Genomic DNA, 16039 nt, shown 5'->3' on the forward strand with positions numbered 1-16039 from the left:
AGGGGTGAGATGGGTGCTGTGTGGAATAACCGGAAGGCGCAGACAGAAATCCGCATAAGAGGCATTCGCATTCGCGGGCCGCTGCGCCACCCGGTCAACGTGATTTCATGTGCGCCGCCAGCATCGCGGTGAACACGTCCGTCAGCTCGGTCTTGCCAAAGCGCTGCTCGGACACGCCCTTCTCCACATCGATCCGCCCCGCGTTGACGGCGTCGTACAGCTCGGTGAGGAGATGCACGTGGTTCTCGCTCAGGCCGGCACGTTGCAGCATCGGCACCCAGGCTTCGCGCGGCACGGCATCGGCGACGACCTCTCTGCCAACAACGGCGCTGAACGCGCGCGCCACCTCGTTCAGGCTCACGCGGCGCGGGCCCTCTACGCTGACGATACGCAGCGTTTTGGCGGACTGCGCCTCAAGCAGCAACTCGGCGGCCAATGCGCCCACGTCCAGCGTTGAGACCGTCGCAAAGGCGCGGTCCAGCGGCGCATGCAAACTCGGCAATCGCCCCGTCGCCAGCATCACGGGCAGCATCGCCGCCCAGTTCTGCGCATGCTCGGCGGAGCGCAGCAGCGTCAACTGCGTCGCCAGCGGCTTGAGCCGTTCTTCCAGCAAGTGGAACAAGCGCGTCAGGCCGGTGCCCCGGTCAAGTTCGGCACCGTAGTCCGACAGCGCCAGCACGGCCGGTGGCGGATTGGCGCGCAGCGCATCGGCGGCAACGTCGATCATGCGTTGCATGGTCGACGCCGGGTCCGCGTCGCCCACCGGCACCGGACACAGTATCTGCACCGCCGTAGCGCCCTTGATGACGGACGCAACCGTAGCGGGGTCGGTCAGATCGGCGCAGACGATTTCGCAGCCGATCTTGGCCAGTGCCTCGCCCTGCTTGGCCTGGCGCACTACTGCACGTACCGGGCGGCCCGCGTTGCGCAACGCAGTGGCGGTGGCACGCCCAACCTTGCCCGATGCCCCAAAGATGACGTACATGCTCGCGCTCCTTTCAGATGTGAGGCGCGAGCTTATGCCGGCCCGGCAAGACGAACTTGCAGAAACGGAGGAATCTGGCAGATACGGAGGATCGGGTCGTACCGGCTATGCCGCGAGCATGTCGGCAGAAGCCTCAGCGGCCCGGCCTGCCCGGACAATTTCGCGCGGGGTCACGCCAAGCAGACGTTGCATCCACTGGGTCATATGGCTCTGGTGCGCGAAGCCGACGTCCAGCGCGATCTGCGATGCGCTGCGACGGCCCTCCAGCAGCAGCGCCTTCGCGCGCTCCACACGGCGCTGCACGACGTAGCGATGCACAGGAACGCCCAGCGTGGCGCGAAACAGCACCTTGAAATGCGGTGTGCTCAAGCCGGCCTGTGCTGCCAGTTCGGCCAGCGTCAGCCGCTGGTGCAGATGGGTTTCGATGTAGTCGATCACGCGTGCGGCCACACGGGGTGCCAACGCACGTGCACGGTCGGCCGCACCAGCTGCCACATCCCGGCTGCTGCTCAGCAGGCGGACCACCAGCGCCGTGCACAGGCTTTCCGCATACAGCGCGTCGGAGGTGTCTTCCGCCTCCAGCTCGGCACCGAGCGCCGAGGCCAGATGGCGCACGCGTGCGTCGCGCCATTGCAGACGCGGCGTGATCTCTGCCACCGGCGTCCCGACCTGCTCACCGATGCTGCGTACGAACGCATCGCTGATGGCGATCCGGAGAATGCGACAGTCGCCATCGTCCGTCCACATACCGGGCAACCCGGCGGGGATCACGTCGGCATCGCCGTGCGCCTGGATGCGCGAATAGCGTCGACCGTCACACACACAGTTCGCACGGACCGGTGCGCCGACATGCACGTTGATGCGGTGATGCTCCATGGCCGGCACCCGGTAGGTGCCAGGGCGGATGCCGAGCAGCGTGGCGGCAAAGCCGTCCCAGCCGAGACCCTCGCTCGAGCGCAGGCTGATCGGGGCGGGTTCCGGCATGAAGGTGGGTGGGGCAACGGGCAGGATGGTGGGCATGGCTTGAGCAGGCAGCGCGATCATCGCCCCGACATTCTGCGCCCGATCGCCGTCTTGTGCCCACCCACGTCCATGCCATGCATTGCACGCTTAAGCCACCGGCAATTCCGTGGTCGACAGCACCTGCTTGAGCACCATGAATGTTCGGATCTGCCGCACACCCGGCAGGTACAGCAACTGTTCTGCATGGAGCCGGTTGTAGCCCTCGTTGTCTTTCGTGCGGACCAGCATGAAGTAGTCGAACTCGCCGGTCACAACGTGGCATTCCAGACAGCCTGGCACCTTCTGCACCGCTTTCTCGAACGCCGTGAACGACTCCGGCGTGGAGCGATCCAGCACGACGCCAATCATGACCAACGAGCCCAGATCCAGCGCGCGCGGATCGAGCAACGCAACGATCCCCTTGATCAAGCCCAGCTCCTTGAGCCGCTCCACGCGGCGCAAACAGGCGGGCGGGCTGAGGTTCACCTTCGCGGCCAGCGCAACGTTGGAGATGGACGCATCGCGCTGAAGCGTCTTGAGAATCGCACGATCGGTGCGGTCCAAGGCGTGGCGCGCGGAAGGTACGGCGTCGCTGGATGCAGCCTGCAATTTTGTTTCGCTCTTTGCCATTTCAAAGAAATAAAGAGATTCAAACTCGGAATTCCAGACGACTACGTTCTGGATACTAGCCGATCTTTGCAACCTCATTTCTCGACGTTCTGCGTACCATTGATTCCCGACATCCCGCCACCTGCGGCACTGAAGGAGCCACCTCATGAACCTGCAGAAATTCCCCCGCTATCCCCTGACGTTCGGGCCGACGCCCATCCAGCCGCTGAAACGCCTGAGCGCGCATCTGGGCGGCAAAGTCGAGCTGTATGCCAAGCGCGAGGACTGTAATAGCGGCCTGGCCTTCGGCGGCAACAAGACGCGCAAGCTGGAATACCTGATTCCGGAAGCGCTCGACGGCGGGTACGACACGTTGGTCTCCATCGGCGGCATTCAGTCGAACCAGACGCGCCAGGTGGCTGCCGTGGCCGCACACCTCGGGCTCAAGTGCGTGCTGGTGCAGGAGAACTGGGTGAACTACTCCGATGCCGTGTACGACCGCGTCGGCAACATCGAGATGTCGCGCATCATGGGCGCCGATGTGCGCCTCGACGCGGCGGGCTTCGACATCGGCATCCGCCCGAGCTGGGAACAGGCCATGGAAGATGTGCGCAAGCGCGGCGGCAAACCGTTCCCGATTCCGGCCGGTTGCTCGGAACACCCGCTCGGTGGCCTGGGCTTTGTGGGCTTTGCTGAAGAAGTACGGCAGCAGGAGGCAGAGCTGGGCTTCAAGTTCGACTACATCGTGGTGTGCTCTGTCACGGGCAGCACGCAGGCTGGCATGGTCGTGGGCTTCGCGGCCGATGGCCGGGCGGACAAGGTGATCGGCATCGATGCTTCGGCCAAGCCCGAGCAGACGCGCGCACAGATCCTGCGCATTGCACGACAAACGGCCGAGCTGGTCGACCTCGGCCGCAACATCACCGAGCAAGACGTGGTGCTCGACACGCGCTATGGCGGCCCGGAATACGGCCTGCCCAACGAGGGCACGCTGGAAGCCATTCGCCTGTGTGCACGCCAGGAAGCCATGCTGACCGACCCCGTGTACGAAGGGAAATCCATGCACGGCATGATCGACATGGTGCGCAACGGCGAATTCCCCGAAGGCTCGCGCGTGCTCTACGCGCACCTGGGTGGCGTACCGGCCCTCAACGCGTACAGCTTCATCTTCCGCAACGGCTGAAGCCACGGCGCATCCAAGCGCGGGCCCGCATCACGTGATGGCGGCCCGCCGTGCGTTCATCCTCTTCGCCCCCTCTCAGACAGGACCCGCCATGACGGATTTATCGACAGGGGCCGCGTCGATACGCGCCCTCGCGCATCGCACCGAAGACAGCGACCCAGGGGAAACCGCCGAATGGCTCGACGCGCTGGATGCCGTCGTCCAGCATGCCGGCACCTCGCGCGCGCAGTTCCTGTTCGATCGTCTGGCAGAGCGCGCCACGAAACTTGGGGTCGGCACCGCCCTCGCCCGCGTCACGCCTTACGCCAACACGATCCCCGTTGAAGCACAGCCGCCGTATCCGGGCGATATCGACACCGAAGAGCGACTGGCCGCCGCGCTGCGCTGGAATGCGCTCGCCATGGTGGTGCGCGCCAACCAGGCCTACGGCGAGCTGGGCGGCCACATTGCGAGCTATGCATCTGCGGCTGATCTGTTCGAAGTGGGCTTCAACCATTTCTTCCACGCCGACGATGCAAAGCACGGCGGCGACCTCGTCTACTTCCAGCCGCACTCGTCCCCCGGTGTCTACGCGCGTGCGTATCTGGAAGGGTTTCTCGATGAGGCGCATCTCGAACACTATCGGCGCGAAATCACGGGGCCGGGGCTGTGCTCGTATCCGCATCCATGGCTGATGCCGGACTTCTGGCAGTTCCCTACCGGGTCGATGGGCATCGGGCCGATCAACGCGATCTACCAGGCGCGCTTCATGCGCTATCTGCAAAACCGTGGCCTGCTGCAGACGTCAGAACGCAAGGTGTGGGGCTTCTTCGGTGACGGCGAGATGGACGAGCCGGAGTCGATCGGCGCGCTGTCGCTCGCAGCGCGCGAGCGGCTCGACAACATGGTGTTCGTCATCAACTGCAATCTGCAGCGGCTGGACGGACCGGTGCGCGGCAATGGCCGCATCATCGATGAACTCGAAGCGCAGTTCACCGGCGCTGGCTGGAACGTCATCAAGGTGCTGTGGGGGTCGGACTGGGATGCGCTCTTCGCCCGCGATCGCTCGGGTGCATTGCTGCGCGCGTTTGCGCAGACGGTCGACGGCCAGTTCCAGACCTTTTCCGCCAACGACGGCGCCTACAACCGCGAGCGCTTCTTCGGCCAGAACCCGGAGCTTGCCGCACTCGTCTCGCACTTCAGCAACGAAGACATCGACCGCCTGCGCCGTGGCGGCCACGACGTGCGCAAGCTCCACGCCGCGTATGCAAAAGCGCTGCAGCACAAGGGGCAGCCCACGGTCATCCTCGCTAAGACCATGAAGGGCTTCGGCATGGGCAGCGTTGGACAAGGCCGGATGACCACGCACCAGCAGAAGAAGCTCGATGTCGATCAGCTCAAGGCGTTTCGTGATCGATTCCGCCTGCCGCTGTCTGACAGCGACGTCGAGCAACTGAAGTTCTACAAGCCAGCACCAAACAGCCCGGAGATGCAATACCTGCATGCGCGCCGGGCTGCCCTTGGAGGTTATCTGCCCAGAAGGCGGAGAGCGGCAACACAGGGGCTGACCGTCCCTGCGTTGTTGTCCTGGGGGCAATTCGCGTTGCAGGCCGAAGGCCGCGAGATGTCCACCACAATGGCGACCGTGCGCATGTTCGGCAACCTGCTGAAGGACGCGACCCTCGGCCCGCGCGTGGTGCCGGTCGTGGCCGACGAGGCCCGCACCTTCGGCATGGCCAGCATGTTCCGCCAGGTCGGCATCTACTCGCCGCTGGGCCAGCAGTACGAACCGGAAGATCTGGGTTCGATGCTGTATTACCGAGAAGAAACCGGCGGACAGATCCTGGAGGAAGGCATTTCCGAGGCCGGGGCGATCTCGTCATGGATTGCTGCGGCCACCGCCTACAGCACGCACGATCTGCCGATGCTGCCGTTCTACATCTACTACTCGATGTTCGGCTTCCAGCGCGTTGGCGATCTCATCTGGGCCGCAGCAGACCAGCGTGCGCGCGGGTTCCTCATCGGCGCAACGTCAGGCAAGACGACGCTCGGCGGCGAAGGGCTCCAGCATCAGGACGGCACCAGCCACCTTGCCGCATCGACGATTCCCAACTGCCGTGCGTATGACCCTGCGTTTGCGTATGAGATTGCAGTCATCCTCGACGAAGGCATGCGCGAAATGCTGGAGCGCCAGCAAGACACGTTCTACTACCTGACGGTCACGAATGAGAACTACGCGCAGCCGTCGATACCGGAAAACGACCTGCGTGAAGGCATCCTCAGAGGCATGTATGCGCTGACACCACAACACCTGTCGACCGCGCGCGTGCAACTGCTCGGCTCGGGCGCCATCCTCGGCGAGGTGATGGCCGCCGCGTACATGCTCAAGGAAGACTGGAACATCGACGCCGCCACCTGGAGCGTGACGAGCTTCTCGGAACTGCACCGCGAGGCCATCGCGGCAGAACGCACTGCGCGCCTCGAGGGCGACGCCGCGCTTTCATATGTGGAAACGGTGTTGCGCGAATCGCATGGCCCCGTCATCGCGACAACCGACTATGTGCGCGCCGTGCCGGAACTGATCCGGGCCCATGTACCGCGCCGCTACGTCACGCTCGGCACCGACGGCTTTGGGCGCAGCGACTCCCGCCGGGCATTGCGTGAGTTCTTTGAAGTGGACCGCGCATCCATCGTCATCGCCGCGCTGAAGGCGCTCGCTGACGACGGTGAGCTTGATCGCACCGTGGTACGCGAAGCGGTTGTGCGCTATGGCAAACACTTGCCCATGCACGACGCACCGTGGGAACGGTAAAAACCTGCCTGCTCCGTTGCAATGTAGATCGCCTAACGTTTAAGGGTTCTCGGCCGGGCCAACCGATGTGACTGACGGCCTTCGGGCCGTCTTCTTCCGGCGCGCAAGGCTTAAGGTAAAGCCTGTGGGGCCATAAAGGAGATGCCATGAACCGCGAAGCGTTTGAGCATGCACTGAAAGCCGAGGGCTTTGCCGAGTTCGTCCTCGTCACGCGCGAAGCGGGTGAACTGGATGAGCACACGCACCCGTTCGAGGCCAAGGCGCTCATCCTGTCGGGGGAACTCCACATCCGCACGGGCAACGACGAACGCGTCTACCGGCCCGGCGACATCTTCCACCTGCGTGCCAACGCACCGCACACCGAGCGCTATGGCCCGCAGGGCGTGCAATACCTGGTCGGCCGGCGATAAGCCCAATCAGGCGCGCGCCGGATACTGCGCCACGACCTGTTCGCGAATCGACGGTTTGATGTTCGCCTGCGACATGTCGCCCTGGTAGTGCGCTATCACACGCGGGTTCATCACGTGAAACCACAGCGGTGGCACGTAGGCGAGCAGCACCATCGCGGCATAACCAGCCGGCAATTGCGGTGAATGCTCGAAGTGGCGCAGCGCCTGGAACGAACGCGTCGGATTGGCGTGGTGATCGGCATGGCGCTGCAGTTGATACAGGAACAGGTTCGTCACCACGTGATTACTGTTCCACGAGTGCTGCGGCGTGCAGCGCTCGTAGCGGCCGCTGGGGAGCTGCTTGCGGCACAGGCCGTAGTGTTCCAGGTAGTTCACCACCTCCAGCAGCGAAGCGCCGTAGACGGCCTGAATCAGCAGGAAAGGCACGGCCTTGATACCGACAAACGCGATGCACACGGCCCACAGCACCACCGTCATCGCCCAGGCGTTGAGCACATCATTGCGCCACGACCAGACCGAGTGCCCGTTGCGCTCCAGGCGCTGCTTCTCCAGCGCCCAGGCCGATTTGACGCTGCCCACCACGGTGCGCGGCAGGAACTCCCAGAACGATTCGCCAAAGCGTGCGCTTGCCGGGTCAGCCGGTGTGGCCACGCGCACGTGATGGCCGCGGTTGTGCTCGACAAAGAAGTGCCCGTATGCCACCGGCGCAAGCGTGATCTTCGCAAGCCAGCGCTCGAAACCATTGGTCTTGTGGCCGAGTTCGTGCGCGGTATTGATCGAGATGCCCGTCACCACGCCCAGCGAGAACGCAAACGCGATGTAGTCGTACCACGTGAGCTCGTAGGTGTGCAGCACCCACATGGCCACCGCAAAGCTCACGTAGAGCACCGTGGTCGCCAGATAGACGATGCGGCGGTAGTAGCGCTGCTTTTCCAGCTCGGGGACGACCTCTTCGGGCGGGTTGTCCCGGTCGTCGCCAATCAGGTAGTCCAGCAGCGGAATGATGGTGAACACGATGACCGGCCCGGCCCACCATAACGGATGCCACCCAGTCGACAGCGCCAGGGCGGCGGCAATCATCGGCAGCGTGATCGTCAACGCGCCGAGCATCCAGAGATACCGCTTGCTGTCGGTCCATTCCATGGACGCGACGGTGCCGGGTGTGGCCATGGTCTTCCTCCTGTTTGCCCCGCTTGATTCGGTCGGCTTGTGTACGCACACGGGTGCGCCGTCGGGTCCTGCCCAACGCCTGTTTTATAGGAGCGACAGAAGGAGCTTGCCAACGCCTGGATTTAGGCTGGCGCTTCCAAACAAGAACGCCCGCGGCATGGCGCGCACGGGCGGGAAAAACGCTGGTGATTGAAACCGGCGTTTTACAAACGATCGTTCGATTTTGGTGCAGTGCAAACGCGCGTTGTGCCCGACAAGCGCCGCAGGTAGCGCATCAGGCAGCACGTTTCGGCTTACGCTGCGCCCGTCGGCGTATCGATGATGATGGCGCGGAAATCATTGACGTTGGTCAGCGTCGGGCCGGTGATGACCGAATCCCCCAGCGCCTGGAAGAAACCGTGGCCGTCGTTGTTGTCGAGGCTCTTGCGCGGCTGGATGCCGGCGGCCCATGCACGGGCCAGCGTATCCGGCGCAATGATGGCGCCGGCGATTTCTTCGGCACCGTCCACGCCGTCGGTGTCACCGGCAATGGCGTGCACGCCGCGCAGCCCGTCCAGCGCCACCGCCAGCGAGAGCAGGAACTCCACGTTGCGCCCGCCCCGGCCGCTGCCCGTGACAGTGACGGTCGTCTCGCCGCCCGAGAGCAGTACGCACGGCGTCTTGAACGGCTGGCCGCGTTGTACCACCTGACGTGCGATGCCGGCCATCGCCAGACCCAGGTCGCGCGCCTCGCCTTCCAGGCTGTCGCCCAGGATGTACGGCGTATAGCCTGCCGCCTCTGCCACCTTCGCCGCAGCCTCCAGCGCGATCTGCGGTGCCGTGATGATGCGGGTGGTGATGTTCTGCAGGCGTGCATCGCCCGGCTTAATGCTCTCGGCTTCGTCCTTGGCGAGGAATGCACGCACGTTGTCGGGCACGGCAATCCGGTAGCGCTCGATGATCGCCAGAGCGTCTGCACGCGTGGTCGGGTCCGCCACCGTGGGGCCGGACGCGATGTCGACCGGGTTGTCGCCCGGCACGTCGGAAATCAGCAGCGTCACCACGCGCGCCGGATGGCAGGCCGCCGCCAGCCGCCCGCCCTTGACCTGCGACAGGTGGCGCCGCACGCAATTCATCTCGGCAATGTTCGCGCCGCTCTTGAGCAGCGCCGCATTCACGGCCTGCTTGTCGGCCAGGCTGATGCCTTCGCCCGGCGCCACAAGCAGCGCCGAACCACCACCGGAGATCAGCGCGATGACGAGGTCGTCTTTGGTCAGCCCCGACACCAGTTGGCGCACGCGTGCCGTCGCCTCCAGGCCCGCTGCATCGGGCACCGGGTGTGCGGCTTCGACAATCTCGATGCGCTCGCACGGCACGGCATAGCCGTAGCGCGTGATGACCAGCCCCGTCAGTCCGTCAGGCGGCCCCGGCCAATGGGCTTCAAGTGCCTGCGCCATGGCGGCCGATGCCTTGCCTGCACCGATGACGATGGTCCGCCCCTTGGGCCTCGGCGGCAGATGCTGCGCCAGGCAGAGCGAAGGCTGGGCGCTGGCCACAGCGGCGTCGAACATGGCGCGCAGCAGCGCGGGTTGTTTGGCGGTGGAGGTGGGTTGCATGAGAGGGCCTCGATCGGTAGGAACAGATTGGAGGCAGTCTACGGAGTGGCGTGCAACCCGCCTATTGGAGAATCTTCAAGACGGCCTGAACGCTCAGGAAACCCCTGATGGGGCAAGGCTTTGCGGGCGTTAGCCGGGGTTCCCTCCCGGGCAAACCCTAGGGCGGGATGGCCGATTCAGGCGACGTCCGCCTCGGGCTGCCAGATCATCGGCAAGGTCGCCAACAAGGCCTGGACCATGGGGTTGTCTACACTGACGCGGCGGTGCAGCAGGCACAGCGGGCACGGCAGTCGGGCGCCATCCCAGATGACGGCCTGACCGCTCTGCACCATGCCAGCGGCCAGGCGCTCGCGCATGATGCCCAGGGCCACGCCGGACTGCACCAGCTCAATCATCGACGCTTCCTGATCGGCCTCGACCACGGTGTTGTACGACAGGCCTCGCTCGGCAAACATCTGCGCGACCATGCCGTGCTGCGAACTGCCAGCGGGCGTGGCCAGCCACGGCATGGCGGCAAGCTCCTGCAGACTGGCCCCGCGCAGCTTCGCCTCCCATGCGGCAGGCGCGACCACCACGTAGTGCTCCACCGCCAGCGGGTGCACCGTGATCTCCGGATCGTGCAAGGTACCGAGGTAGAAACCGGCATCCACCTGACCGTCGCGCAACATCTGCAACACGCTGCCGGAAATACCATGTGCCAGCGTCACGTCGATATGCGGATAGAACTGCAGCAGCGCCGCCAGCAGCGGCCCCAGGCGGATCGACTCCGGATCGATGATCGTGCCCAGCCGCAGCACGCCGGACACATTGCCGCGCAGCGACGACGCCAGCGCGGTCATCTCCTGCGTGGCATCCACCACGCGCCCGGCAATCGGCAGCAAGCGCCGGCCCGCGGCGGTGACCGTCATGCCGGTGGGCGTGCGGTCGAACAGCAGTACGCCCAGCTCATCCTCCAGCCCCTTGATCTGCTTGGAGATGGCGGATTGCGTCAGGTGCAGTTGCTCGGCGGCACGCGCGAGCTGTCCCGTGCGCGCGACGGCGAGTATGGCTTTGAGTTGATAGAGTTCCATGGGTCTGCGCCAGACAGCCGATCGCGGATCAGTTGGACGCGGCAACAAACGTCTTCACCGCATCGAGCACCGCTGCTTCCTGCTCCCGATGCGGCACGTGCCCGCAGCGCGGCAACAGTGCCAGCCGGGCCGGCGAACCGGCCAAGGTCACGATGCGCTCAGGCTGCGCGGTCGATCCGTACTCGTCTTCCACGCCGTGCATGGCGAGAACCGGGCAGCGGACGCCCAGCAACGCCTCATCCAGGCACCAGCCAGCAAACTCGGGGGACAACCAGGTGCTGACCCAGGCGTCCAGGACCCAATGCGCCTTGTCGCCGTGGTACCGCTCCAGGCGTGACATCTGGCCGGGCTCGGCAAACTGCGCCTGGGCCGTGCGAATGCCTTCGCGCGTCCGCTCCTCCACAAAGGCTTGCGCAGATTCGGTGATCAGCCCAACGCAACGGTCCGGATACGCGGCGGCAATCGACACCGCCATGCCGCCGCCCACACTGTGGCCGAAGACGATGAAACGCTCCACGCCAAGCTGGTCGATGAGCGCGGAAAATCCGGTATGCGCTTCCTGCCGGATGAAGTCCGCACCGATCTTGCCCGGATACCGATCCGATTCACCGAAACCGAGCCGGTCATAGGCGATCACCGCGCGTCCGGCTGCCTGCGCGAGCCGCTGCGGAAATTCGCGCCACAATGCAACGCAGCCGAGCGAATCGTGCAGCAGCACGATGGGTGGCAGCGCTGCGTCATCCGCTGTACCGCCCCACTGCTTGGCATAGAGACGGCCGTTGACGGTGGTGATCCACGTCTCGACCGCATCCAGGGAAAGCGACTCAGTCATATCCGCGCGCCTGCATCCGACGGTTGAACGAACTGCGGGTTCAGAACAGGCGGTCGAGCCAGTTGTGCGGGTCAGGTGCGCGGCCGTTTTGCAGGTCGACCAAGGCGGCCTTCAGCTTGCTGGTCAGCTCACCCGCGCCGCCATCACCGATGGTGAAGTTGTGCTTGCGGCCCTTCACCTTGCCGATGGGCGTGACCACGGCGGCGGTGCCGCACGCAAAGGCTTCACGCAGGCGGCCGCTCTGGGCGTCGGCCTGCCATTGGTCGATGGAGTATGGCTCTTCGCGCACGGTGATGCCCATGTCGCGTGCCAGTGTGATCAGCGAATCGCGCGTGATGCCCGGCAGAATCGTGCCGGTCAGCGGCGGCGTCTGCAGCGAGCCATCGTCAAAGACGAAGAACACGTTCATGCCGCCGAGCTCTTCAATCCAGCGGCGTTCCACCGCGTCGAGGAAGACCACCTGGTCACAGCCCTCGCGGGTGGCCTCGGCCTGGGCGACCAGGCTGGCGGCGTAGTTGCCGCCGCACTTGGCTTCGCCCGTGCCGCCGGGCGCTGCGCGCGTGTAGTTGTCGGACACCCAGATCGTCACGCCCTTCGACGCGTCGCCCTTGAAGTACGCGCCCACCGGGCAGGCGATCACACAGAACAGGTATTCAGCCGACGGCTTCACGCCGAGCACTACCTCGGTGGCAATCATGAACGGCCGCAGGTACAACGCCGCGCCCTGCCCCGACGGAATCCAGTCGCGATCCAGCTTGACCAGCTCGCGCACGGCTTCCTTGAACAGGTCTTCAGGCAGCGCAGGCATCGCCAGACGCTTGGCGGAGTTCTGGAAACGACGCGCATTGGCATCCGGGCGGAACAGCGCGCCGCCGCCATCCGGCAGCCGATACGCCTTCATGCCCTCGAAAATTTCCTGCGCGTAGTGCAGCACCAGCGTGGACGGATCGCACGAGATCGGACCGTGGGCGCCGATCTTGGCGTCGTGCCAGCCCCGTCCCTCGGTGTAGCGGATGGTGGCCATGTGGTCGGTGAACACGCGGCCGAAAGCCGGGTTCTCCAGGCGGCGCGCGCGCTCGTCCGCCGGAACGGGGTTCGGGTTCCTTTCGATCGAAAGGGTCGATTCGACAACGTTGTTCATACCGTCTCCATGGAGTGCTGGGGGGCGCAGGGCGCCAAGACCGCTATTTTGCGCCATCGGCGGTGCAATTTGGTTGCGTATTCAACGGCACATGACGCAAACGGCCGCCCGCTGCCTGCTACGCCAATTGGCGCAACAAGCGGCAGGCGGCCGCCAATAGAGGCCGTATCCCGACCGAGGGCGGCCGCAGGTCGACGCCTGACGGCAAACCCGTGTATTTTCAACGAATTGTCGAAACCCCGCCCAAACCCGGTTCGCTCAGAACTTGTGACGCAGGGCCAGTCGCACAGCCATCTGGCTGGCCGTCGAGGACGGCGCCTGCGAGCCGAGCACAAACGCCTGGTCCAGGACCGAGCCCGTCTTGCCGCCGGCCACATGCTGGTAGGACGTCTGCAGGTAGACGTCCGTGCGCTTCGAGAAGGCGTAATCCGCCATCAACCCGACGGTATGAATTCGCGGCTCCGCCCGCCCCGTCGAGGCGTCGTACTTCAACAGGGAGAGCACGTACTGACCGCCGAGGAAGAATGCCGGCGTGAGCTGGTACTTTCCGTTGACCTCGATGTTGTGATACTTGATCGCGCTGACGGCCCCAGCCGGCATGAACGACGCCCCCAAGTAACCGTTGCCCGACGGGTTCTTGTTGTAGGTATTCGAATACGCCAAACCGACGGTGGCCGGGCCGGTCGTGTAGTTGATGCCCGCGCCAAAGATGCGCATCCGCTCGCTGATGTAGCTGGCGTCGCTCGTGGCGATGCCGCCGCCTTCCGTCGTGCCCCCGTTGTCCGCCTGCAGATAGCCAACACCGAGCCGCCATCCACCATAGGTGTACTTCGCGCCGACGCTGTAGGCGCGATTGTTGGAAAACGACGTGCTGTCGCTCGACGCGTACGCGCCGCCAAACTCCAAGCCACCGAAGTTCGGGCTCGCGTATTTGATCGCGTTGTCCAGGCGGAACGAGTTGTCGGTGTTGTCGTTGTCCAGCGGATGCGCAAACTGGTATCCAGCCCAATTGCCGTTCGCAGTGGTCGGCGCGAAGTAGGTGACCACGGCGTCATACTGGCGCCCCAGCGTCAGCGTGCCCAGATCGTTGCTGCTCAGACCTACAAAAGCCTGGCGACCGAACATGCGGCCGCCTTGACCAAAGCGGCCCGTATCTCCGGCAAAGCCGTTCTCAAGCTGAAAAACGGCCCTGTTGCCACCGCCCAGATCTTCGGTCCCCTTGAGACCCCAGCGGCTACCGTTCACATGGCCGCTAGCCATTTCCGTCACAGCATGGCCGTTCACGTTACTGGTGTAGTTCAAGCCCGTATCGATGATGCCGTACAGCGTAACGCTGCTCTGGGCTGCGGCTGATCCAACGCACACGGTGAAGACGGCCAGCGCCAATGCGTGTTTCCTCATTCCCTGATACTCCCTGGTTAGTGTTTTTTTTGTGTTGGCTCGAATCCGCGTATCCGCGCGCACCCGAAGAAAAAAAGCAAAAGAAGACCACCGCAGCAGCAGTTGCTGCCGCGGATACATCAACAATTCGGATCGGTGGCTTACGCTGTCACGGGTGCAGGCGTCTTATCCGCCTGCCCTGGCGGGCGGTTGGCATTGCGCGTTGCCACCTCTTCGCGCTGCGCATCACGCAGGATCAGGCCTGCGCCCTTCTCGGCCACCATCATCGTCGGCGCATTGATGTTGCCTGACGTAATGTTCGGGAAGACCGACGCGTCGACCACCCGCAGGCCATCGAGACCATGCACCCGCAGCGAAGCGTCGACAACCGACATGGCGGCATCCGGGCCCATCGCACATGAGCCGCACAGGTGGTAGATCGAACCCGATTGCTCGCGGAAGTACCTCAGCATGTCCGCATCGGACTGCACCTGCGGCCCCGGTGAAATCTCTTCGATCATCATCGCCTTCAGCGCTGGCGCCTTCATCAGCGCGCGGATCAGCTTGCTGCCCTGCACGGCTTCATCCAGATCCTTCTGCGTCGTGAGCGCGTTGATGTGAATCCTTGCCGCATCTTCTGCACGGTTCGAGGCGATCTCGATCGAACCGCGGCTGGTCGGTCGGCACGGATTGAAGGCGATCAGGAACCCCGAGTACGGCTCCGGTTCGATGCTCGCGTGCTCACTCTTTGGAATTCGGTACGACAGCGGGTTGAAGTAGAGCTGGATGTTCGGCTCTTGCTCGTCAGGCGTGCTCCGGAAGAAACCACCGGCCTGATTCACGCTCATGGCCAGCGGGCCGCGCTTGGTCGAAAGATAGCGCAGACCGATCTTCATCTTGCCGAGCAGCGTGCCCATCTCGTCATTCAGCGTCGGGCGATTCGCCTTGAAGTAGAAGCTCACGCACAGGTGGTCCTGCAGGTTGCGCCCGACCGCCGGCAGCGCCTGCACAACCGGCACCTGATGCCGCCTGAGCAACGTCGGATCACCCACACCAGACAGCTGTAGCAGCTTGGGGCTATCGACTGCGCCCGCAGCAAGAATCACCTCGCGCGACGCGTCGATCGTTTCATCACCGTCGGGGGCAGCCACGACCACACCGACCGCACGCTTGCCTTCAAATTGAACACGGCGCACGAGGGTGCCGGAGCGCACGGTCAGGTTCGGGCGACTTTCCGCTGGGCGCAGATATGCGAAGCTGCTTGAGCAGCGCTCACCGTTCTTGGTGTTCAGGTCGTAGATGCCAGCACCCTCGAACTGGGCGCCGTTGAAGTCGGCCGTGCGCGGCAGCTTCAACTGCTCGCAGCCTTTCAGGAACTCGTGCACGATCGGGTGCACATCCGCCTTCATCGACGTGATGTGGATGGGCCCCGTAGCACCATGATGCTCCGGATCAGTTGCGGCAGCCGCATGCGTTTCGAGCTTGCGGAAGTACGGCAGCACATCGTCGAACGACCAGCCCGGGTTGCCCGCTGCTGCCCAGTCGTCAAAATCGCTGCGCTGACCACGCACGTACACCATCGCGTTGATCGAGCCGGAGCCGCCCACCACCTTGCCTCGCGGACAGTAGAGCTTGCGGCCATCCAATTCCGCTTCCGGCTCGCTGTAGTACATCCAGTTGTACTTGCGGTTGTAGTAGGTCTTGGTAAAACCCACCGGTACCTTGAACCAGAACGAGGCGTCGCGCTCTCCGGCCTCGATCAGCAGGACCGAGTACTTGCCGGATTCACTCAGCCGGTTCGCCAGAATGCAGCCGGCCGAGCCGGCGCCGACGATGATGTAGTCGTAGGTCATGCCGCCCCCGTTGCGCAA

At 64.4% G+C, this 16039-nt stretch carries 13 protein-coding genes; 3 read left to right on the forward strand and 10 right to left on the reverse strand.

What is annotated here, in order from left to right:
* Positions 1-94: 94 nt before the first annotated feature.
* From ACS13N_RS19040 to ACS13N_RS19050, 3 genes are all read right to left on the reverse strand, one after another.
* Complete coding sequence (locus ACS13N_RS19040) at positions 95-985, reverse strand: NmrA family NAD(P)-binding protein (RefSeq protein WP_438933181.1); 891 nt, start codon at positions 983-985, stop codon at positions 95-97.
* 105 nt (positions 986-1090) lie between these two features.
* On the reverse strand, positions 1091-2005 hold the full coding sequence (locus ACS13N_RS19045; RefSeq protein WP_438934448.1) for a helix-turn-helix domain-containing protein: 915 nt from the start codon (positions 2003-2005) through the stop codon (positions 1091-1093).
* Positions 2006-2095: 90 nt separating this feature from the next.
* Positions 2096-2617 carry an Lrp/AsnC family transcriptional regulator gene (locus ACS13N_RS19050; protein ID WP_438933182.1) on the reverse strand — a complete coding sequence of 174 codons (522 nt, stop codon included), beginning with the start codon at positions 2615-2617 and terminating at the stop codon, positions 2096-2098.
* Positions 2618-2762: 145 nt separating this feature from the next.
* Between ACS13N_RS19050 and ACS13N_RS19055 the strand changes: the two genes are divergently transcribed.
* The 3 genes from ACS13N_RS19055 (at position 2763) to ACS13N_RS19065 (ending at position 6980) form a co-directional block, all read left to right on the forward strand.
* The gene (locus ACS13N_RS19055) at positions 2763-3779 is read left to right on the forward strand and encodes a 1-aminocyclopropane-1-carboxylate deaminase (protein ID WP_438933183.1); all 1017 of its coding nucleotides are present in this window, start codon (positions 2763-2765) and stop codon (positions 3777-3779) included.
* Positions 3780-3870: 91 nt separating this feature from the next.
* Complete coding sequence (gene mdeB, locus ACS13N_RS19060) at positions 3871-6570, forward strand: alpha-ketoglutarate dehydrogenase (RefSeq protein ID WP_438933184.1); 2700 nt, start codon at positions 3871-3873, stop codon at positions 6568-6570.
* A 146-nt stretch (positions 6571-6716) separates the two neighbouring features.
* Entirely contained in the window at positions 6717-6980 is a 264-nt protein-coding gene (locus ACS13N_RS19065) for a cupin domain-containing protein (RefSeq protein ID WP_438933185.1), read from the forward strand.
* Positions 6981-6986: 6 nt separating this feature from the next.
* Here ACS13N_RS19065 and ACS13N_RS19070 read toward each other — a convergent pair whose 3' ends face one another.
* From ACS13N_RS19070 to ACS13N_RS19100, 7 genes are all read right to left on the reverse strand, one after another.
* On the reverse strand, positions 6987-8150 hold the full coding sequence (locus tag ACS13N_RS19070) for an alkane 1-monooxygenase (RefSeq protein ID WP_438933186.1): 1164 nt from the start codon (positions 8148-8150) through the stop codon (positions 6987-6989).
* A gap of 293 nt (positions 8151-8443) precedes the next feature.
* Positions 8444-9745, reverse strand: a complete 1302-nt coding sequence (locus ACS13N_RS19075) for a glycerate kinase type-2 family protein (RefSeq protein WP_438933187.1) — start codon at positions 9743-9745, stop codon at positions 8444-8446.
* Positions 9746-9921: 176 nt separating this feature from the next.
* Positions 9922-10815: a LysR family transcriptional regulator gene (locus ACS13N_RS19080; RefSeq protein WP_438933188.1), complete on the reverse strand. Its 894-nt coding sequence runs from the start codon at positions 10813-10815 to the stop codon at positions 9922-9924.
* Positions 10816-10843: 28 nt separating this feature from the next.
* Positions 10844-11647, reverse strand: coding sequence for an alpha/beta fold hydrolase (locus ACS13N_RS19085; protein WP_438933189.1), 804 nt, complete (start codon positions 11645-11647; stop codon positions 10844-10846).
* Between the two features lie 40 nt (positions 11648-11687).
* A complete protein-coding gene (locus tag ACS13N_RS19090; RefSeq protein ID WP_438933190.1) occupies positions 11688-12788 on the reverse strand; it encodes a branched-chain amino acid aminotransferase in 1101 nt (366 codons plus the stop codon).
* A 258-nt stretch (positions 12789-13046) separates the two neighbouring features.
* Positions 13047-14189: a porin gene (locus ACS13N_RS19095; RefSeq protein ID WP_438933191.1), complete on the reverse strand. Its 1143-nt coding sequence runs from the start codon at positions 14187-14189 to the stop codon at positions 13047-13049.
* Between the two features lie 140 nt (positions 14190-14329).
* Positions 14330-16021: a GMC family oxidoreductase gene (locus tag ACS13N_RS19100; RefSeq protein WP_438933192.1), complete on the reverse strand. Its 1692-nt coding sequence runs from the start codon at positions 16019-16021 to the stop codon at positions 14330-14332.
* Positions 16022-16039 lie beyond the last annotated feature (18 nt).

Origin of the sequence: Ralstonia sp. 24A2 (assembly GCF_051783885.1) — a bacterium.
Classification (GTDB): domain Bacteria; phylum Pseudomonadota; class Gammaproteobacteria; order Burkholderiales; family Burkholderiaceae; genus Ralstonia.

Excerpts from the sequence above, each read along its gene's own strand:
- ACS13N_RS19040 (WP_438933181.1), bottom strand. The coding sequence starts at position 985 with ATGTACGTCATCTTTGGGGCATCGGGCAAGGTTGGGCGTGCCACCGCC.
- ACS13N_RS19045 (WP_438934448.1), bottom strand. The coding sequence starts at position 2,005 with ATGCCCACCATCCTGCCCGTTGCCCCACCCACCTTCATGCCGGAACCC.
- ACS13N_RS19050 (WP_438933182.1), bottom strand. The coding sequence starts at position 2,617 with ATGGCAAAGAGCGAAACAAAATTGCAGGCTGCATCCAGCGACGCCGTA.
- ACS13N_RS19055 (WP_438933183.1), top strand. The coding sequence starts at position 2,763 with ATGAACCTGCAGAAATTCCCCCGCTATCCCCTGACGTTCGGGCCGACG.
- mdeB (WP_438933184.1), top strand. The coding sequence starts at position 3,871 with ATGACGGATTTATCGACAGGGGCCGCGTCGATACGCGCCCTCGCGCAT.
- ACS13N_RS19065 (WP_438933185.1), top strand. The coding sequence starts at position 6,717 with ATGAACCGCGAAGCGTTTGAGCATGCACTGAAAGCCGAGGGCTTTGCC.
- ACS13N_RS19070 (WP_438933186.1), bottom strand. The coding sequence starts at position 8,150 with ATGGCCACACCCGGCACCGTCGCGTCCATGGAATGGACCGACAGCAAG.
- ACS13N_RS19075 (WP_438933187.1), bottom strand. The coding sequence starts at position 9,745 with ATGCAACCCACCTCCACCGCCAAACAACCCGCGCTGCTGCGCGCCATG.
- ACS13N_RS19080 (WP_438933188.1), bottom strand. The coding sequence starts at position 10,815 with ATGGAACTCTATCAACTCAAAGCCATACTCGCCGTCGCGCGCACGGGA.
- ACS13N_RS19085 (WP_438933189.1), bottom strand. The coding sequence starts at position 11,647 with ATGACTGAGTCGCTTTCCCTGGATGCGGTCGAGACGTGGATCACCACC.
- ACS13N_RS19090 (WP_438933190.1), bottom strand. The coding sequence starts at position 12,788 with ATGAACAACGTTGTCGAATCGACCCTTTCGATCGAAAGGAACCCGAAC.
- ACS13N_RS19095 (WP_438933191.1), bottom strand. The coding sequence starts at position 14,189 with ATGAGGAAACACGCATTGGCGCTGGCCGTCTTCACCGTGTGCGTTGGA.
- ACS13N_RS19100 (WP_438933192.1), bottom strand. The coding sequence starts at position 16,021 with ATGACCTACGACTACATCATCGTCGGCGCCGGCTCGGCCGGCTGCATT.